The 17,207-nt window shown below is 58.5% G+C and carries 12 protein-coding genes and 1 tRNA gene; 3 read left to right on the top strand and 10 right to left on the bottom strand.

Annotation, left to right across the window (positions count from 1 at the left end; genetic code table 11):
• Positions 1-255: 255 nt before the first annotated feature.
• Positions 256-966 (bottom strand): SIMPL domain-containing protein, encoded by a 711-nt coding sequence (locus tag LB552_RS13660; protein ID WP_224606740.1) that lies wholly within the window; start codon positions 964-966, stop codon positions 256-258.
• 219 nt (positions 967-1,185) lie between these two features.
• On the opposite strand from LB552_RS13660, the gene LB552_RS13655 reads away from it, so the two are divergent.
• Together LB552_RS13655 and LB552_RS13650 are read left to right on the top strand one after the other, a co-directional pair.
• A tRNA-Ile gene (locus LB552_RS13655) sits at positions 1,186-1,261 on the top strand.
• Positions 1,262-1,625: 364 nt separating this feature from the next.
• Positions 1,626-3,155 carry a toll/interleukin-1 receptor domain-containing protein gene (locus LB552_RS13650; RefSeq protein ID WP_224606737.1) on the top strand — a complete coding sequence of 510 codons (1,530 nt, stop codon included), beginning with the start codon at positions 1,626-1,628 and terminating at the stop codon, positions 3,153-3,155.
• A 28-nt stretch (positions 3,156-3,183) separates the two neighbouring features.
• On the opposite strand, the gene LB552_RS13645 is transcribed toward LB552_RS13650, so the two are convergent.
• From LB552_RS13645 to LB552_RS13620, 6 genes are all read right to left on the bottom strand, one after another.
• On the bottom strand, positions 3,184-3,801 hold the full coding sequence (locus LB552_RS13645) for a toll/interleukin-1 receptor domain-containing protein (RefSeq protein WP_224606734.1): 618 nt from the start codon (positions 3,799-3,801) through the stop codon (positions 3,184-3,186).
• A 23-nt stretch (positions 3,802-3,824) separates the two neighbouring features.
• The gene (locus LB552_RS13640; RefSeq protein ID WP_224606732.1) at positions 3,825-4,568 is read right to left on the bottom strand and encodes a tyrosine-protein kinase family protein; all 744 of its coding nucleotides are present in this window, start codon (positions 4,566-4,568) and stop codon (positions 3,825-3,827) included.
• A gap of 1 nt (position 4,569) precedes the next feature.
• On the bottom strand, positions 4,570-5,157 hold the full coding sequence (locus LB552_RS13635; protein WP_224606730.1) for a TIR domain-containing protein: 588 nt from the start codon (positions 5,155-5,157) through the stop codon (positions 4,570-4,572).
• 144 nt (positions 5,158-5,301) lie between these two features.
• Positions 5,302-7,791, bottom strand: coding sequence for a patatin-like phospholipase family protein (locus LB552_RS13630; protein ID WP_224606726.1), 2,490 nt, complete (start codon positions 7,789-7,791; stop codon positions 5,302-5,304).
• A gap of 204 nt (positions 7,792-7,995) precedes the next feature.
• On the bottom strand, positions 7,996-9,756 hold the full coding sequence (locus tag LB552_RS13625; protein WP_224606723.1) for a hypothetical protein: 1,761 nt from the start codon (positions 9,754-9,756) through the stop codon (positions 7,996-7,998).
• Positions 9,746-10,999 carry a hypothetical protein gene (locus LB552_RS13620; protein WP_224606719.1) on the bottom strand — a complete coding sequence of 418 codons (1,254 nt, stop codon included), beginning with the start codon at positions 10,997-10,999 and terminating at the stop codon, positions 9,746-9,748. The genes LB552_RS13625 and LB552_RS13620 overlap by 11 nt, the downstream gene beginning before the upstream one ends.
• 307 nt (positions 11,000-11,306) lie before the next feature.
• On the opposite strand from LB552_RS13620, the gene LB552_RS13615 reads away from it, so the two are divergent.
• The gene (locus LB552_RS13615; RefSeq protein ID WP_224606716.1) at positions 11,307-14,336 is read left to right on the top strand and encodes a TIR domain-containing protein; all 3,030 of its coding nucleotides are present in this window, start codon (positions 11,307-11,309) and stop codon (positions 14,334-14,336) included.
• Between the two features lie 56 nt (positions 14,337-14,392).
• Here the strand turns inward: LB552_RS13615 and LB552_RS13610 are convergent, their stop codons facing one another.
• The 3 genes from LB552_RS13610 to LB552_RS13600 all read right to left on the bottom strand — a co-directional run bounded on the left by LB552_RS13610 (position 14,393) and on the right by LB552_RS13600 (position 17,192).
• A complete protein-coding gene (locus LB552_RS13610; protein WP_224606713.1) occupies positions 14,393-15,358 on the bottom strand; it encodes a tetratricopeptide repeat protein in 966 nt (321 codons plus the stop codon).
• Positions 15,359-15,543: 185 nt separating this feature from the next.
• Positions 15,544-16,380 (bottom strand): tetratricopeptide repeat protein, encoded by an 837-nt coding sequence (locus LB552_RS13605; RefSeq protein WP_224606710.1) that lies wholly within the window; start codon positions 16,378-16,380, stop codon positions 15,544-15,546.
• A 500-nt stretch (positions 16,381-16,880) separates the two neighbouring features.
• Positions 16,881-17,192, bottom strand: a complete 312-nt coding sequence (locus LB552_RS13600; protein WP_224606707.1) for a hypothetical protein — start codon at positions 17,190-17,192, stop codon at positions 16,881-16,883.
• Positions 17,193-17,207 lie beyond the last annotated feature (15 nt).

The raw sequence follows: 17,207 nt of genomic DNA, 5'->3' as shown, positions 1-17,207 counted from the left end.
CGATCCCGTTCGAGGATCGCTTATGCGGACGATCCTCTGCGAGGATCGCCTATGAGTAGCTGAGCCCCTCAAGATGAGGCGCGGCTCGAAAACGCCCCGCAGGATGATCCTGCGGGGCGTTTTGCTAGAGCGTTTCACCGTTTCACGGAAACGGCGAACCGCTCTATCTCTTTGTTTTGACGCAATTCCGGACGGAAAACCGCTCACACTTTTCCTGGAATTGGTCTAACGGCATGTCCGCGGCTGGGCCGGATGTCACCTCAGCTCGAAGGTGACCGTGACCTGGACGTTGTAGGAATTCTCGCCGGCCTGCACGGGGACGGCCGAACGGGCCGCATCGAACGACTTGGCCGCCATCGGCATCGGCACCGGCGCGACATTCTGGTCGGCGATCTCGAGCACCTTGCCCAGACTGACGCCCGCCGCTTCGGCGAGCGTCTTTGCCTTGGCCATCGCGTCGGCGACGGCCTTCTTGCGCGCCTCGGTGATCGTGGCCTTCGGATTATCGTTGGTAAAAGCAATGCCGCCGCCCTGGTTGACGCCGAGGGACACCGCCTTGTCCAGAATCTCGCCGGTCTTGTCGACATCGCGCACGCGCACCGACAGCGTGTTGGTCACCTGATAGGCGACGAGCTCGGCTTCCTGGCTGCCGTCGGCCTTGTTGGTGTAGTTGTAGCGCGGGTTGATCTGGATGCCGGCGGTCTGCAGGTCGCGTTCTGCAATGCCGGCGGATTTCATCGCCGCGATCACCGCCGCCATGGCGTCGTTGTTGGCGTCGAGCGCTTCGCGCGCGCTTTTGGCCTCGCGCATCACGCTGAGCGAAAGGATCGCCATGTCCGGCGCCACGGTCGCTTCGCCTTCGCCGGACACGATGATGCGTGGCGGAGGCTGGATGTCGGCGGCGCTCGCCAGCGCCGGGAACGCGACCGCGGCAGCGAGCGCGATGGGCAAAATTTGTCTGGTCATGAAACTCCTCGAAGTCTGCGGTCCGCCCCCCCGTGCTGCATCTGCCTCGACCCGCAAAGGGCGCCGATTCCTGCAGTGCGGTGCAAGGGCTGGACCTTTCTCGCGCCATATGGGCGCAGGCCGCTCTACGGCGCGAATATGGGCTGATTTTGGCGTTTTGCGCCAGAGCTTTCGAAAGCCTTGTGCGACGACAAGAAAAACACTAAGCCAGCCCGCGTGGGGCCTGTAGCTCAATGGTTAGAGCCGGCGGCTCATAACCGCTTGGTTGGGGGTTCGAGTCCCTCCGGGCCCACCATTATCGTTATTTATCAATGCTTTATAGGGTGGTTCGCCACGAGGTTCGCCAATAGGTTCGCCAAGCATCGGCTTGCGCGTCACGAGACGCACGACTCTGCCATCCCCTGTACGGCTAGGCGAACCTGCGATGCCTCGCGCGAATAGAGCTCCGCATGATCGGGATACCAGAAAGAGTTCCGGAAGCCAGATTTCGAGTGGCTGAGATCGGGCTACCATCAAGGTCGGACTGATCCGTGAAAGATGAAAGTTTCCAGAGACAACTGTAACAGTGCAACCTCAAGCGACCGCCATTGCTCTGGAAGCGATAGTAAATTATAGTTGGAAGGCAATCTGCGCGGGATCAACTATATCGGGGAGCAGTTATGTCGGACCAGGGTGTGATGCAGGAGCAGGTTCGCATATTTTGCTCTTATGCGAGAGAAGACGCCGATTTCCTGCAAGCGTTTCTGAAGGGATTTTCGGGGATAAATGAATTAGTAAATCATAATATAATATCATTTTATGATAAAGATATTGGCTTCGGTTTGGGCATAAATGACTCAATAGAGAAGGCGTTGGAGCAATCAGATATATTGGTTATACTATATACAGGTATCTCAAAAAAAAGCTATTCTTACACCGGTTGGGAGGTCGGGTATTTTCAAGCGCTCATCTCTCGGGACATCAAGGAGCGCGGGGAGTCTTCCAGACGTATCGTGTCTTTCTTTGTCGACCGACCGCCGGCAGTCACTGCAGCTGTTCTCGGTATTTCGATCGGCTTGGAAAGGGATGAGCTTTCTCTTGGGAAGGTCGCCTATCTAACGAAAGTTATGTCCGAATTGCCCGAACGGATTGATGACAATCCGATCACGAAGTTTCTGTTTGAGGTTACGCAGCTCGCCGAAAAGCGAGCACCGAGTTCGGTAGATCCGAACACTTCAATGCTGCGCGGGGCGGAGCGGATCCGGAAAATCAAGGAAGAAATCTATCCGGCGCTGAAGGGAGATATTTACGACTGTATTTCCAGCCGCATCGCAATTCGTGAAGTCGAGCAACTCCTCATCAAGTTTGAGCTACCGAGGTCAGAGGCCCAGGCGGTCGGCCTCCCAGACGATGCCTTGTTGACGCATAAGGGGAGCAGTGCGCTCGGCTCCCTCTTCGGAAGTGACGACGAGGCTGCCACTACCTGGGGTGCATTCAAACAGCAGGCAAGGAAGATTGATCAGCCTTTTGGAACCATTCTGTTCGCAATTGAGAGAGCGTTGGAAAGCGCAGTAGAGGTCGGAAGGCCTGTTGACAATGAGCAGGTCGTCAGGTCTCCGACCGATGGGAAGCTCTACAGGGTTATCGTAACAGAGCAGACAGAATACTATGACGGGAGGCGAGCTGTATACTTATGGTTTATTCCAATTTTGAGCTGGCGTTGGCTGGGTAACGAAGAGACAAGTATGCTTCTGGGATTTATCGTGCTCGCGGCGAAATATCGATTTCTTTTTTTGGAAGAAAAGAGCGAATACGCAATAGAAAGAGCCAAGAAGTTATCAGATATGAATGAAATTAAGGAAACGATAATATCGACATTACGTGAACTTGTGCTTATTGAGGAGGAAGCTCGCGCGTTAAAACTTGACGGAGCCAAGGCAATGCTGACGATCGTTGATCGCAACGCGGACATGGAGGAGGTTTCGAGGCATATGGCAGCCTATGAGGCCGCCCGGCAGGAGGTCGAAAAATCAGCTAATGCAATTGTTCCCCTCAATCCTGCATCTGAAGCCTTCGGCAAAGCACTGGCCGACTGGTGGTCAACGTTGGAGGTGTTTGTTGATGCGTCCCGCGTTGTGAATTCAAAATATACGGTATCGGCTTTGGAAAATCTCAAACTCAGATTCGTTGATACGCAGAAACCAGCCTGAACAGACCGCAATGGTGATCCGGCTTTGGTCAAGCAACGGCAGGTGGTTCAGCGGCTACGATGTTGGCAAGGCGATCTGCCACATCGTCAAGTGACAGCTCGTTAAGGGACATGTATTGCAGGTTTATGATGCTCTTCGGAAGAGCCAATGAAGAGACACCGGGAAGCAGCACCGGCAATAGCAGGCGAGTCCTAGTCTCTTCATCGACCGATTGGCGCTGAAAGCGGCGAATTACCTGATCTACATGCTTGCTATCGCCGCTTCTAGCGCCTATCAGAAGTACCAGATGTTGGGCGCGGTTGATTGCCTGGTTCAGAGCCTCCGAGAAGAACTCGCTTGAAGAGATGTCGCTGTCGTCAGTCGTAGTGATATTCCTGTCCAGCAGAGCGTTCTTGAGTTCCTCGGCAAACGGCCGATCTCTGGCGGCATAGCTTACAAAGACAGCTGACACGCCTTCACTTCGCCGGGCTCCCAGGCGGCGCGCCGCATCGACAAATGCGTCCCGATTTTCGGCAAGCAGATCAGTTCGGTCCAGCCGATGTGCAAGGAGTGCGGCAAGCGTCTCCAGATTATAGTTGATCCCGCTCGGACTGGCAGTGGCCTCGTCTAGGGCGGAAAGGCGTTCGCCAAAGCTCCAGTAGGCCACGTAAGGGATTGTAGTGTGATCCACTAGCGATCGCACCGGTGTATCCTTGACTGCCCACGATCTGTAGAAACCGCTGAGCCTGTCGACATAACGGCCTTTCCAGTGCTGCGCGGTCTGGTATCCACGTTGGCCTCGAAGCGGGCTGGCACCGGAAGCAGCAGCAGACGCGGACGGTCGAACGGCAGGTCATTGCGCAAGCGGACCGCGCGCTCGGCTATCTCTGCCGCTCCTTCAAGACTCTGTTCGTTGGCTGTAAACAAGAATGCTAGGACGTCGGGCAGCTGCGCGGTAATGATGCCACCGAAATCCGTGACTCCGGTTCGGCCGTCTATCAAGATGAAGTCATAGGCATCCCGAAATTCAAGGCACATCTGCTCAAGCGCCGATCCCAGCCCCTGTCCATATAGAGACGACCAGTTGAGAGACTGGACCCGTCCTGTATAGGTGTCGTCGCGCCGGCCAGCTGAAATTAGATCGATGAATGCAACACCCGGCAGGCTGATCGTCGTTGCGTAGCTGCGCCATGGTAGTCCAGAGTTCGGGGTGTCAGCGAATTCGGCCAGCATATCAACAAGACCGAGACCTCGGGCACTATCTGCCATATAGGGCGCAAAATAATACGACAGTCCAGGTGCCTCGATGTCCCAGTCGATACAAAGGACCTTGAAGTGCCAGCGGGCGAGGATAACTGCCACGTTGGCAAGGGCAAAGCTGCGACCAACGCCACCCTTGTAGGAGTAAAAAGTGACTATAGATCCCCCTGTCATGTCAGAGCCTCGGCAGAAGCGCTTGTGGTGCTGCGGCTGGCGGTGGCGTTAAAATCGGCCAGTCAGGAGCCCACGGTGGAATCGTTGACAGATGCGATGCTACCTGCCTAGCGACCCTTAGAATCGAGGCCCAGAACTGCTGGTACTCCTCCGTCTTCCTGAACTGAGGAAAAGGTGTCCCCCAGGTGCTGAGATCTATCCGCGATTGCACGTCACGGGCCTCCTGCGGAAAGTGAATTCCATCTGCGAAGACCACCGGGTAAACCAGTCCGAGCGGATTCTTTGCTGTGGAGAGCCCCAGTTGTTTTTCTCGGGCAAGCATGCTCTGCCACTCCGCCACACACCAAGGGGAACGAAAATAAGGCGGAGACCAGACCGCGACCAGAAGTCGTGAATGAAGCAGCGCCTGCTGGAGGTTCAGTGGCCAGTTCAGGCCGGGGCGCTGGTCTTCGTCGTACCAGATTACTGGTGACGTCGGCATCTCGAGATCAAGGCAGTCCTCTAGAACCGGCCTGAAATGGTTACGGACCCATTCGCCGGTGGCCCCCGCTCGAGGGTAACTCAGAAAGATGTCGTACTGATAGTCCACGGTCGAAGATCCTCCGTCAACAGGAGATGGCCCAATGCGAAGCTGTCAAAATCCAATTTCTGCCTGCAAAGCCATATTGCCCCGGCTGGTGCAGCCGCATCTCCCAGGGTTTTACAGCCGAAAGCGCATATGCCTGTCACGACCTCAGGCCTTGCCAGGTTCCAGCATATTGGCCGCAAGCTGCCTGAACCAGTTCTCGACATCCTTGGGTGCACGGTCTTTGGTCATCAGAGCGGGGGAGAACATTCCTTCGGCCACGTGCACGCCAAGCTGGCGATAGGCCTCGAACTGCTCTTCGTCATAAAACTGGTCTATCGTTGACTGATGGGGGAAATCGGGATGGATAGCCCGATAGCGTTTCAGAAGTTCTATTTCATCTCCGGTAAGTGAAAGTTTGAGATAGAGGATCAGGCCCATCGCAGCCGGTCGTCCGACGCCTTCGTCGGGATAGTGTACCCTGAACATCTGGGCGTGAGACCGGCTGAACTTTGAGGCCGGGTCCGGGCGCAGCTCGTCAAGCCGCGGTTCGATCCGTATGCCGAAATCGATCTGTGCATGCCTTACCAGGGTCATCTGCCCATGAAATGTGGACCTTGGGTCAGCCTCTCCGTCGACGCAGACCATGAACTTGCAGCGCCTGCGGAGCAGCTCATAGATGCCCATATTTTCAATGTGACCGCCATCCGAAAGATTGAACCAAGCCTCTTTCTCGGACATTGCAATGCCGGTCATTTCCCGCAGCAGGCAAAGGAAACCTGGCGCGTTGTTCACGAGGCGTCGCGGGTCGGCGATCCAGAAACCGAGACGGACGTTAAGCAGCGTCATAAGAGCCGAGAGGGCAGGCATGGATGCAAGCCCCATCTGCGGGGAAGCAGCGGCGCCTGAAATGGCCATTGCGGTAGCAAGATCAATCTCGTGGCGAGTGCCTTTCCAGCGGTTGGTCCGGAGATATCCGATTGCCGGAGCACCGCTCCAGTGTTTGGAAAAGAGAAAGAAATCCCCCCGCCTCTCGCGAAGGACCGGACTTGTGCTGGAGGGAAGGTTGAGGGTTGCATTCAGGAGATGATAGGGAGCCCGATGGCTGCTGTTGAGCGAACTCAGTGGCAGCGTGGGGGTTCTGGCTCCAAAGTCCACGAACGCTCTGGTGAGCTGATCGCGATAGAGCTTGTGAGGGCCCGTCAGATTGATGTTCAGAAAGAACGCCGCGAACACGAAACATACGACTGCGATAGCGATCAGGATATATGTTCCAGTCACGTAATGGAGTGGCGACAAGTCCGTCGCTCCCGGGTCAAACGGCAGTGAGCCAATCATACGAAGAAGATAGAAACATGCGAGCGCCACCAGCGGCACCACCAGGCCTGCGGCAACCACAGCGACCCTAAGTGCTATCCTTTGAACACTGGGCGACCTGAAGAGCGGCACGAAACGTAGGATTGCGGGTCCGCTCACGACTGAAGCCGCAGCGATCCCGGGAAAAGTCCAAGCCTTGTGGATGCCTCCAACCAGAACTTGATAGACTGTCTCGACGGCGAACATGATTACGGACGCCGATACCAACGCAGCAGTTGCTGCAAACACCATTCCGCCAATTCTTGAGCCAACGCTGGACCTCAACAGTATCCCGTAGGCAACAAAAGAGATGGCCGTAAGGAATGCCATTATGTAGGTCAGCCAGAGCCATGGTTCGGCCGCGTTTACCAGATTTACCAAAAAAGCTGCCCCGGCAAGAATGGACAGGGGCGCAGTCCAATTGAGCAGGAGGCCTGCCATTGTGGCGGTAACCATCAGCCACCGTTGTTTAAGGTCGGTGGCGCTGAGATACTTTGCGTTCTGTCTGAGATATCTGACTGATCCTGTGTCAGGACCGTGTGGATTGCCGATTTCGGTCAAGGGCAGGCCGGATCCAAGACGGGAAGAGATAAAACTGCCCGTGTATCCGCCTCCTGACACCGTCGATAGATAATCGAAGTCGTGCATAAGGCCACGGTCGACAAGAACCTGGACTACACCAAGGCAGAAAGTGGCGGATCGCATACCCCCACCCGACAGGGAAAGCCCGACCGCATTGGTTCCGGCTGCAGTCTGGATGTTGAACGACTCGCGTCGTGCGGCAATCTCGTTTGTCTCTGCCTCGTTTATCGCCTTTGCATTGGCAATCGCTGTCGGGTAATTCTCTTCAATTCCGAAAGGTACTGGCACGAAGCAGCTTTCAATTTCCCTGTCGTCCACCGCACCCGGTGTCATTTCGTCTGGGCTTGCAGTCCCGTATGCTATCTCCTGCAATCTCAGCGAGAACGTGGTGAGCTTCGCCTGTACTGCTGCCAGGTCGGCACGGAATTCGTTGGCGCCGTCTCTGGAGTCAAGCAGTCCCGCCTGGTGGGCCCGGTGCCACTTCGCTGTGACCGGCCTCAGGTCGACGTTGAGCATTCTGGTCGTTTCGCTGGCAAACTTGGCGCATCCAGGATGATCTTTCATCGCCTTGCGCGCGAGCCCGAAGACTTCCCACAGGCTTTCGAGCGCCCGCGCTTCCACTCCATACTGATATGCCAATGGCTGCGTTGCTATGCGGGTGCGCAGCTCCGAAAGGAGATCATGTGCAGCCAGCTGGTCGGGAGAAAGTTTTTTCGTCAATCTGCCGCCCGGTGATTGTGTTCTCGGATACCTTGAAGACGCTATCATTTCGTCTGCCGAACCTGTCCATGCCATTGGTGACCCGGCCGGCAGTTGTTAAAATCTGCCACACATGCCGGTGTCTGGGCCTCGTTCGCCAACGTACCATATGTCGAAGCCGTAACCGTCCAGACGAGCCCTTGGGTATCTGTTTCTCTCAGGAACTCACACAAGAAGCTTGGCGATCTGATTTCTCTTGCTTATCGCTCCCGGCGTATTCTTTGGCCGCTCAATAAATCGCACGAATGCATCAATCGCCGATTCTGTGGAAGAGGCGGCCGTAAAAGCGGAGTATTTTCTGGCCTCGCGAATTATGATGGAGATGTTGATCTCGGGGTCCTTGAGCTGCTCGACGGAGTAGCCTTTCCCAAGGCCAGCTGTCCTGTTGCATTGGAACAGGCCGTAACTTTCCTCGGGAATGGGGGACTTGATTGTCGGATCAAGGCCGGACTCGACGATCGCATTTGCAAGTGCCGCAAGAAGGTGCTGGTCCTTTGTGAAGCCGGCGCGCTGGAAGCGGTCCACAATCAGATCACCGTACTGCTGAAATTTCTTCTTCACGCCGGCGGCCGTAAGATCAAAGCGGTTTGCTGCCCCGATCACGATCGGCGACTGGAGCATCCGGATAGCAGCGATCCGCGGGATCTCATACCCGGTTTCCCGAACACTGTCTGACTGGTTACCGCCGAGAAGGATCGCCTTCTTGCCGTCGGTGGAAAATCCGGCAAAAAAGCCCACGTGCCCGCTTGTGTCGGTTCCCGGCAATGGGGTGAGAACTACGACTGCGCCTGAGGGTATGTCGTGGCTGCCCAGCGGAATGTTCTGGTTACCCCAACCTTTCCAGTTTACGGCTGCGGCGGAGCCCTTGGGTATGCTGTCGCCCGCTCCGCTCTGCTTCATACAGAAGGCGGCGAATGCTCCGCACCAGTTCGGAATGGTTGCGCCGACCGCGCCGAAGTCTGTTGCCTTGAAGTAGTTTTTTATCCTGTCCGGCGTGTTGGCCTCCGTCACTCCTGCCGCCAGCTCCGCCTGCGCCACGTTGAGCCAGGGAACTGCGGCTGTTGAGCTTCTGGGCAGTTCGTCAGCCGCAAAGGTGCGAATCTTTTCGAAGGCGGCGTCGAGGAGCCCGGCGAGGACAGACTCGGTCTGCGCGACAAACTGGGGGACCGTGGCTGTATCCTTGATCGAGCTGAACTGTGGTCTTTTCCTGATGGCGTCCAGTTTCCCGGCGGGCAGGATATCTGCCACCGCTTTGTCGGTATTAGTCTCATTCTGCCGCACGGCAGGAACGGTCGCCGCATCAATGAGATAGCTGTGAAACAGGTCAAGATAGCTGGGAAGGTAAGGATCGCTTCCTGGCTGCAATCCGGCAGTCATCGCCTGCGACACCGCCTTCCCATCTGCGTGCATCCGGAACGCCGCCGCGTAGACCTGGGCCATCGGGTAGACGACGTCGCCGGCCTGATAGTCTGATGCGGCCGCCAGCCCGCTGTTCAGGAATGCGTCCCACTCCGGTTGCGAAAGTCGGAATGGGCCGTCGTGCTCAGGTAGCACAGCAGGCACATTGGCCATTCCTGTCTCGAATAGCGCCCGGGCAATGATGAAGTCGGCAGTAACGGACCACAGCCCGATCACCGGATCACTATTGAGAGTGCGATCCGTGAGCGTGCACTGACGGACAAAACTCTCGGGATCAAGAGGCAGAGGAGCTGGATCGGGTATCTCTGTGCAGTTCGAGAGTGGCACCCATCCGTCGAGGACACCCGGAGGTATCAGTATGTTGACCCAGTCCACGTTGGTCGCCGGGTCATGCAACGTCTTGCCGGTTGCTCTCAGGACAACCCCTTTTCCGAGCGTGTCAAACCCGTCGGCATCCTTGGCGGGTGTTGCTCGAACGACTGTCAGGCGGGTCAGCTCATAGGCCATTTTGCGCCCTCTTCGTAATCGCCTGCACCAGATCCCACGTAAGCTGGTTGACGAGTTCCGGATCTTTCAGCGCCAGATCCCCGGCAAGCGAGCTGCGCAGTTCCACAATCCTCGATCTGACGTCAGCCTGGGTCGCGCCCTCGGTAAGTTTCCGTCCAGCGCCGAGCAGCACGTTCATCATTTCGACCAGACCGGGATCGTTTATGCCCGACGGAAACGTCACCTCTTCGTAGTAATTGGCAAACCTTGCGGAGTCGCACTGTGCCTCGCTATTGGCCAGCGTCAGCTCACGATCCGTAAGTCTGCCGGTGAGTTTTGTGGTCTTATCGCCGGCCAGTGCCTGGCGCCATTGCTGGTACGCAAGTATCCGGGCTTTTGTCCTTGCCGAGACATGTTCAATCTCGTCCGGGGGCACGCAGAGCTTTCCGAGCACCCTCCTGACATACGCAGCACCAAGTCCGTTGCCCGGATTGCTGAGTATCAGGGCATAGCCACTCGGGGGTGGCTCCGGCGCGTATTTTCGTGGGACGACGATCATCCGGGGCGCGACCGGCGCTCCGATCACGTCGGTTGCTATGAGCGGGTCGCTGTCCTCCAGCGCCTGTGGGCCACCGGAAGCGAGCGTTGTCAGCGTGTTGTTGATCTCGGTTTCGATCGTAAATGGCATGCAGATCCGCAGATACTGCCGCAGGGCGTAGAGTGCCTCCGGTCGGGTCGAAACTGATTTTCCACGGAGTTCGGTCCGGAAGCGTGTCTGGTTGCTCAGCACGATTGCCTGCACCGTTGAGTGGTTCACTTCCAGCAGCAGGCTTGAATTCACGTTGTTGAACGTGTCGCGGGCAAAACCGAAAGCGGTGCCGACTATGCCGATAGCGACCGAACTGACCTTTGTCGCCAGCAGGATCGCGTCGGTTGCGCTCTGGGTGTCGCCGATCTGCTGCAGAATAGGTCCCTTCGTACGGCGTCTTTCATCAAGCCATGCGAGATACGCATCGCATCGCTGGTCGATGTCGTTGAGGCCAGCCTGCACGAACGTGTTCCAGTCGAGTGAGCATCCGGCGCTTCCAGCCTGCCGGCAAATATGCCGGACATACTCATCCTGGAGCTGCGTTTGCGACGGAAGACCGGCGTATCCAAGTTCAGTACCGATCCCGTGCCTGGAGAACTGCGTATCCGACTGGCTGCAGCCAGTGATAAACAGAAAAGCTGCGGTTACGGCGTATAGCAAAGGATGCTTGATCATTCGCCGCCCCATCAGGCTGGTTGGCATATTTGCCGAAGCTAATAATCGTCCCGTCAAACTGCAGCGGCAAGCGATAGTCGAATTTATCCCCAACTGTTTTATTGACCTCGCCCACGCAATTTGACCCGCTATCCTTCGGCTGGACCGAAGGTAGTCTGGATTGATAGACTAGGTCGCGAACCGCGCGCAGGTGCTGGCTCTTTGTTGATGCCTCGCCTGTTTTCTGGCGACGGGCAGAAAACTGTCAGGGCAGGACAGACTGCATGTCGGCCGGCCAGTACGTATACCTGGACCGAACGATTTGTGAGTGCTGCCCGAGGTGACTGGACCGGTGATGCTGAGGAACCTTAAGAACATGAGGCTGCCAGAGTGGCTGGCTGGTTCCAGATCGATTTGGCGCAAGCGTTTGGGCCATCGCGCCGCGGCCATCAATCGGCATCGACGGTTCAAGGCGTTCATCTCCTACCGGCACCAGAAGAGCAGCGCCTTCGCTGAAAACCTCGAGCTTTCCATCAAGTCGTATGCCAAGCCGATGTGGCAGCGTCCGATGGATGTGTTCCGGGATGAGAAATACCTTGTTCCGGGAAAACCACTGGACGAACTCATCCGGGAAGCGCTCCGGAGATCCGAGTACCTGATCTATCTTGCCTCCCCCGAGGCCGCCGGATCGGAATGGGTCACTGATGAGTTGCGTCAATGGTGCCTGGAGCTGGACCGTCGCGATCGGCTGATCATCGTGTTGACGCAAGGGGAGATCGCGTATGATCCACTGACAAAGGCAATTGACTGGGACCGGACCAATTGCCTGCCTCCCATTCTTGAGGCCTCGATACGAAAGGTGCCGCTGTTCGTTGATGCCCGAGACTTTGCAGACCCTGCAACCCAGAAGCTGGACAATTCGGAATTCCGTCGCGCGATCAACCAGATAGTAGCCAAACTACGGAACATCGATCCGATCGAAATGTCGGGGCAGGAGATGGTCCAGCACCGGCGCAATCTGCGGCTGAGAAACGGTCTGTTCGCTGCGGTCGCGGCAAGCAGCGTTGCCTTTGCGGTGGCTGCGTCGGTGGCCGAGCGAAACCGGCGGGAAGCAGTTGCCCAGACCCGAGAGGCAGAGCGTCGCGAGTCGGAACTCCTTGCATCGACTTCCAGGGCAGCCAGCGAGCGCGGCGACCATCGAATGGCTCTGAAGCTGGCGCTCGATGGCCTGCCGGGCAGTGAGCTGAATCCCGCGCGCGGGCTTGTTGCCGAAACCGCCGGCGCACTGATCGAAGCGGTCAATGCCAACCGGCTGGCGCATACTGTGGGCAATGAACAGGACTGGCCACGGGCGGTGGCCGTGAGTCCCGGCGGAAACCTTGTAGTTTATGGGACCGACGAGGGGAACGTAGTCTTCTGGCGCGCTGAGCAGCATCCCCGGCAGATTGCCCGCCTTACATTTCAGGACTGGATCACGTCCGTTTGCCTGTCGGCTGACGGGAAGCTGGTGCTGGTTACCTCACTAGATGGCGACGTGGCCATTCTGCGCCCGGATGGTGGCCAGCTCGTGATGGTCAGGACGGGTCTCCGCATCGAGACTGCGGCCTTCAGTCCCGATCATAAAAGATATGCCCTTGGCACGCGCGAGGGGATTGTGCAGGTGCGCGAAACGACATCTGGTGAACTAATCGCCGAACTGCCGCGGCAGAAGGACAGAATCCGTACCGTGCATTTTACTCCCGATGGCCTGAAGCTGGCAGCTGCCGGGGACGACAATACGGCCCGGCTTTGGGAGGTTGCCACCAGAACGAAACTGGAGGAGTTCGCGCATACCGGTTGGGTCTCGGCAGTTGACATAGACCGTTCAGGAAAGTTTCTGGCCACTGCGTCGATGGATGGCACAGGCGCTGTCTGGGCGCTGGCAGGGAGTGGCCCGCAACTACCCCTCGCTGTGCTTAAGCACACCGGCCCTGTGGACGACATCCGTTTCGACGCTGCGGGAACCAGGGTCGTCACCGCCTCGCGAGACCGGACGGCCAAGGTGTGGAGTGTTCCTGATGGCCGGCTTCTGGCGACGCTTTCCCACACCCAGGCAGTTGGCACTGCGATATTTCTACCTGACAGCCTGAGTGTCGTGACAGGATCGGCCGAGGCCGTGCGACTCTGGCGGATCGACAGCAGCAAGGAAATTGCGGTTCTCGGCCGGCATAAGGAACGCGATGTCGTAGCGAATATCATAGCGACTTCGCGTGGCATGGTCCTGTCGACGTCGTCCGGCGGCGAGGTGCGGCTGTGGCGGGTTGAGCCGGAGAACCCGGCCTGGATGCTGGATCACGGCGACGCAGCTGCGAGCGTCGGTTTTCGCTCAGATGACGCGTACCTGCTTTCGTCCTCAGATGACTATACCTGTCGCGTGTGGAAGCTGGCGACCGGTGGCTTGCTCTCGGTTATCGGCACCGGCTCTACCATCCAGAGCTGGTGCAGGTGGTACAGGGACGGAACAAACGTTGTTTTTTCGGCTTTTGACATGGCCGGTACACTCGATGTGCGGGGGTTTTCCGACGGCCGGAAAATTGCGTCGTTTGCAAAGCAGGGCGCCCCGGTCAACGCGATCGCCTATGATTCCCAAAGTCAGATCATCGTGACTGCAGCACTGAACGATGTATGGCTCTGGCCTGAAGGAGCGGGGGGAACAAAGGTCCAGCTCGGCATGCTGTCTGAATGGGTGCTCAATTTGTGGATCGATCCTCGGCATCGGCGTGCGATCGCCGCTGCGGAAGATGGTACTGTGGCAATGTGGGATCTGGCGCCACCTTACAACCGCAGGGACGTGGTCTGGCGCCAGGACAAGCTGGGCCGGACCGCAGTCAGTGCTGACGGAAAACAGTTGGCGATAATGACTTCCGCCGGCATGATCTACCTGATCAATCTGGACACGATGGGACTGGAGGATCAGTTCGAGGCCGGAGCTTCATTTTTCGCGCCGATCAAGTTCGCACCCGACGGAAGTGCTATCGCCGTGGCCAGCGGAGACGGCACGCTTTGGCTCTGGCGGCGTGGTCACGACCCAATGAAGCTCTCAGGACATACACAACCGATAGAAGCGCTAGCATTTGAGCCGCAAGGCTCGCGCATTGCATCGGCCTCGCGCGACGGCACGGTTCGCCTTTGGGATGCGACCAGCGGAGATGCACTTGCGGTTCTGCGCGATCACGAAGGGCGGCTCCAGGCAGTTGACTTTTCGCACGACGGACGCTGGCTTGCGTCCGCATCGGATGACGGCAGCATCCACGTCTGGTGCATCGAGAGGACACTCGCCGAAATGCAGGAAAAGGCTCGGCGGATACTACGGCGGTAACCCGCCGACGGCCGCAGTCGGCTTGCTTGCCAGAATAAGGCCTTGACACCAGCATATCAGCGGAGACCATCCGCCCCGCGGGCTATCACCTTCTGCGGAATATCCCTGAAATCGCCTTGAACTGGCAGGGGCCAAACGGTGCCCAGATTTCGAGTCCGGAATCGTGTTTCCAGTGCATTGCCAGCCCGCGGCGTCTTCACTGGACCGTGGTCGGGATGCTGAGCGCTCCACTGGCGGCGTCGTCCCGCTCTCGCGCCTGCCCAGATCCTCAAGCGCTTCGGCCAGATTTTTCCGTGCTTCGCCCAGCCCAGTGGCGCCCGCTCTTCGGTCCATTCCTGCAGTGCCGCTCGACACGCGGCAACTGCTTCCTGCAACTGATCGGTGCCGCCGTCACGCTTGCTGAGCAACTCAAGGGCGACACCGAGATTGTTCTGTGCCTTGGCCCAGTCGAGCGGAACACGCTCGCGGGTCGCTTCCTGGAGCGTCGCACGAAAGGTAGCTACCGCCTCCTCCAATAGCGCCGTGCCGCTCTCCCGCTCACCGAGCACCATGAGCGCGATGCCGAGATTGTACTGTGTCTGCGCCCAGCCAAGCGGAAGGCGTTCTCGCGTCCGTTCCTCAAGGGCTGCACGATAGGCGGCGCCAGAGGCGGCAGCGGCCTCGTTCAGCCGCGCAGTGCCCGTTTCGCGCCAGCCTAGCGTCAGAAGCGTGGCGTCAAGGTTGCTCTGCGTCCTGGCCCAATCGAGCGGCGCTCGCTTGCGCGTCTGCTCTTCGAGCGCGGCGCGGAAAGCGACTACTGCCTGTTCCAGTCGTTCGGTGCCGCTCTCCCGCTCGCCAAGCGCTGAAAGGGCGTTGCCGAGGTTGCTCTGCGTTGCGGCCCAATCGAGCGGCAAACGGTCACGGGTCCCTTCCTTCAGCGCGGCGCGATAGGCAGCGGCCGCCTCCTGCAAGCGCTCCGTGCCGGCCTCGCGCTTTCCAAGCTCCAGCAGCGCGGTGCCATACCGGTTTGCGCTCTTGCCCAATCGAGGGGCACGCGTTCGCGCGCCCATTCCTGCAGGGCCGCGCGATAGGCGGTGACGGCCTCCTCTAACCGCGCTGTACCAGTCTCCCTCTCGACCGAGTTTCCACAGACGCTCCCGAGACCGCTCTGCGTGGCCGCCCACAGCCGCGGCACGCGCTCGCGGGTCCATTCCCGCAGTGCGGCGCGTTAGGCGGCGACTGCCTGCTCCAGCCGTACCGTTCCACTCTCCCGCTGGCCGAGCGCATGCAGCACATTGCCAAGATTGTTCTTGACCATGGCCCAATCGAGAGGCGCCCGCTCACGGGTCTGCTCCTCAAGCGCGGCATGGTAGGCCGTGACGGCTTCCTCCAGCCGCCCGGTGCCGCTCTCGCGCTCGCCGAATGACAGAAGCACGTTGCCAAGATCGAGTTGCGCTCCAGCCCAGTCAAGTGGCGCCCGTTCGCGGGTCCGCACTTCGCCAACAGACCTCAACACGCCAACGGCTTCTTCCAGCCTCGCCGTCCCGGTCTCGCGTTCACCGACCCTCGGCAGCGCAATGCCCAGGTTGCTTTGGGTCGCCGCCCAGTCGAGCGGTTCCTGCGCACGGGTCCGGACTTCCAGGGCCGCACGGAATACGGTGATCGCTTCCTCCAGGAGCGCTGTCCCGCTCTCGCGCTCACCAAGAAGTCGAAGCGACACGCCGAGACCATGCTGTGCCGCGGCCCAATCGAGCGGCAGTTGAGTTCGAGGAGTGAGATCAAGCACCTGCCGCCATCGTTCGATCGCAGTCTTGAGCGCAGTATTGTGCCCGAATTCGTCCCCTTGTTGGCGGAGTGCCGAAGCCTCCCTCTTGAGGTAATCCCGCCGCGCGCCGGACTGATCGTCGGTCAAGGGGAGCGCCTGCGCCGCATTAGCGAAGTGATTTGCGGCGTCCATATAACGCAGACGGCCAAGCGCGAGCTCGCCGCGGCTGGCAAGCCTCGCGGCACGGTTGCTCTGCTGCGCCTGTGCCTGCTTGGCTTCGGTTTCTGCGAGCAGGGGCAAGCTCGCCGGCTTTCACCGCCGCCGCCGCGTCATTCTTGAGCGAGGCGATCTCCGCGCTATCGCTTGGCTTCGCAGCGGCCATCGCCTGCATTTCCCTGAACCGTATCGCGATCTCGACCAGCTTGCTGGCAGCTGCTCGGGCGGGATGTTTTTCTCGCCGAGGATTTGGAAGACGGCCCGTATCTGGCCGTTGGTCAGGTTGAGCGTTTGCCGCACCGTCTCGATGGTCCGTTCGCGCTCGTTGGCCAGGTTCTGAAGCGTTTCATTGGTAGTCAGGTATGCCTTTCTGGTTTCCCTGAACTCCTCGACAATGGCGCAAGCAACTCCGGCGAACGCCGGAGACATTGGAAATGTGACTGGCTTAGACAGAGCCGGAAATCGCAATCGCGCAGTTCTTCGCTTCGACATCTTCCAGCACCGCAGCAGGCGGCACAAAGCCTGGTCCCAGACAGAAACAGATCGTGACGGCCAGCGCCGAGATTGCGCTTCGCATGACCAACCTATTTGTTGGTGGCGCTACCGCCTGCATTGTCGATTGTCGATCCGGATACATCTCCGCCGATGGCGATGCCGCCGTTCTCGGCGGATATCGCAGGCCCTTGACCGACGTAGACCCTGGCTGCAATCCCCAGGATCGCCACGGAACAGACCGCGACGATGATCATTTGCAAAAGCCGATAGGCCTCGGCCGGCGGGAGCATGGGAAAGATCTTCTTGCGGATGATCTCGCCAAAAAGCAGAAGGAACACCCCTAAGGCGAGACCGCCAATACCAGCTATTTTCCCAACGACTTTAAGCAGCTCCGTATTCATGACCGCACGTCCCTC

Origin of the sequence: Mesorhizobium sp. CA7 (genome assembly GCF_020165015.1) — a bacterium.
Lineage (GTDB): Bacteria > Pseudomonadota > Alphaproteobacteria > Rhizobiales > Rhizobiaceae > Mesorhizobium.
Note: the sequence above shows the minus strand (reverse complement) of the source record. Positions and strands in the feature narration are given on the sequence as shown.

What these genes read in the sequence shown, in the direction of transcription:
- LB552_RS13660 (WP_224606740.1), bottom strand. Translation starts at nt 966, where the DNA reads ATGACCAGACAAATTTTGCCCATCGCGCTCGCTGCCGCGGTCGCGTTC.
- LB552_RS13650 (WP_224606737.1), top strand. Translation starts at nt 1,626, where the DNA reads ATGTCGGACCAGGGTGTGATGCAGGAGCAGGTTCGCATATTTTGCTCT.
- LB552_RS13640 (WP_224606732.1), bottom strand. Translation starts at nt 4,568, where the DNA reads ATGACAGGGGGATCTATAGTCACTTTTTACTCCTACAAGGGTGGCGTT.
- LB552_RS13625 (WP_224606723.1), bottom strand. Translation starts at nt 9,756, where the DNA reads ATGGCCTATGAGCTGACCCGCCTGACAGTCGTTCGAGCAACACCCGCC.
- LB552_RS13620 (WP_224606719.1), bottom strand. Translation starts at nt 10,999, where the DNA reads ATGATCAAGCATCCTTTGCTATACGCCGTAACCGCAGCTTTTCTGTTT.
- LB552_RS13600 (WP_224606707.1), bottom strand. Translation starts at nt 17,192, where the DNA reads ATGAATACGGAGCTGCTTAAAGTCGTTGGGAAAATAGCTGGTATTGGC.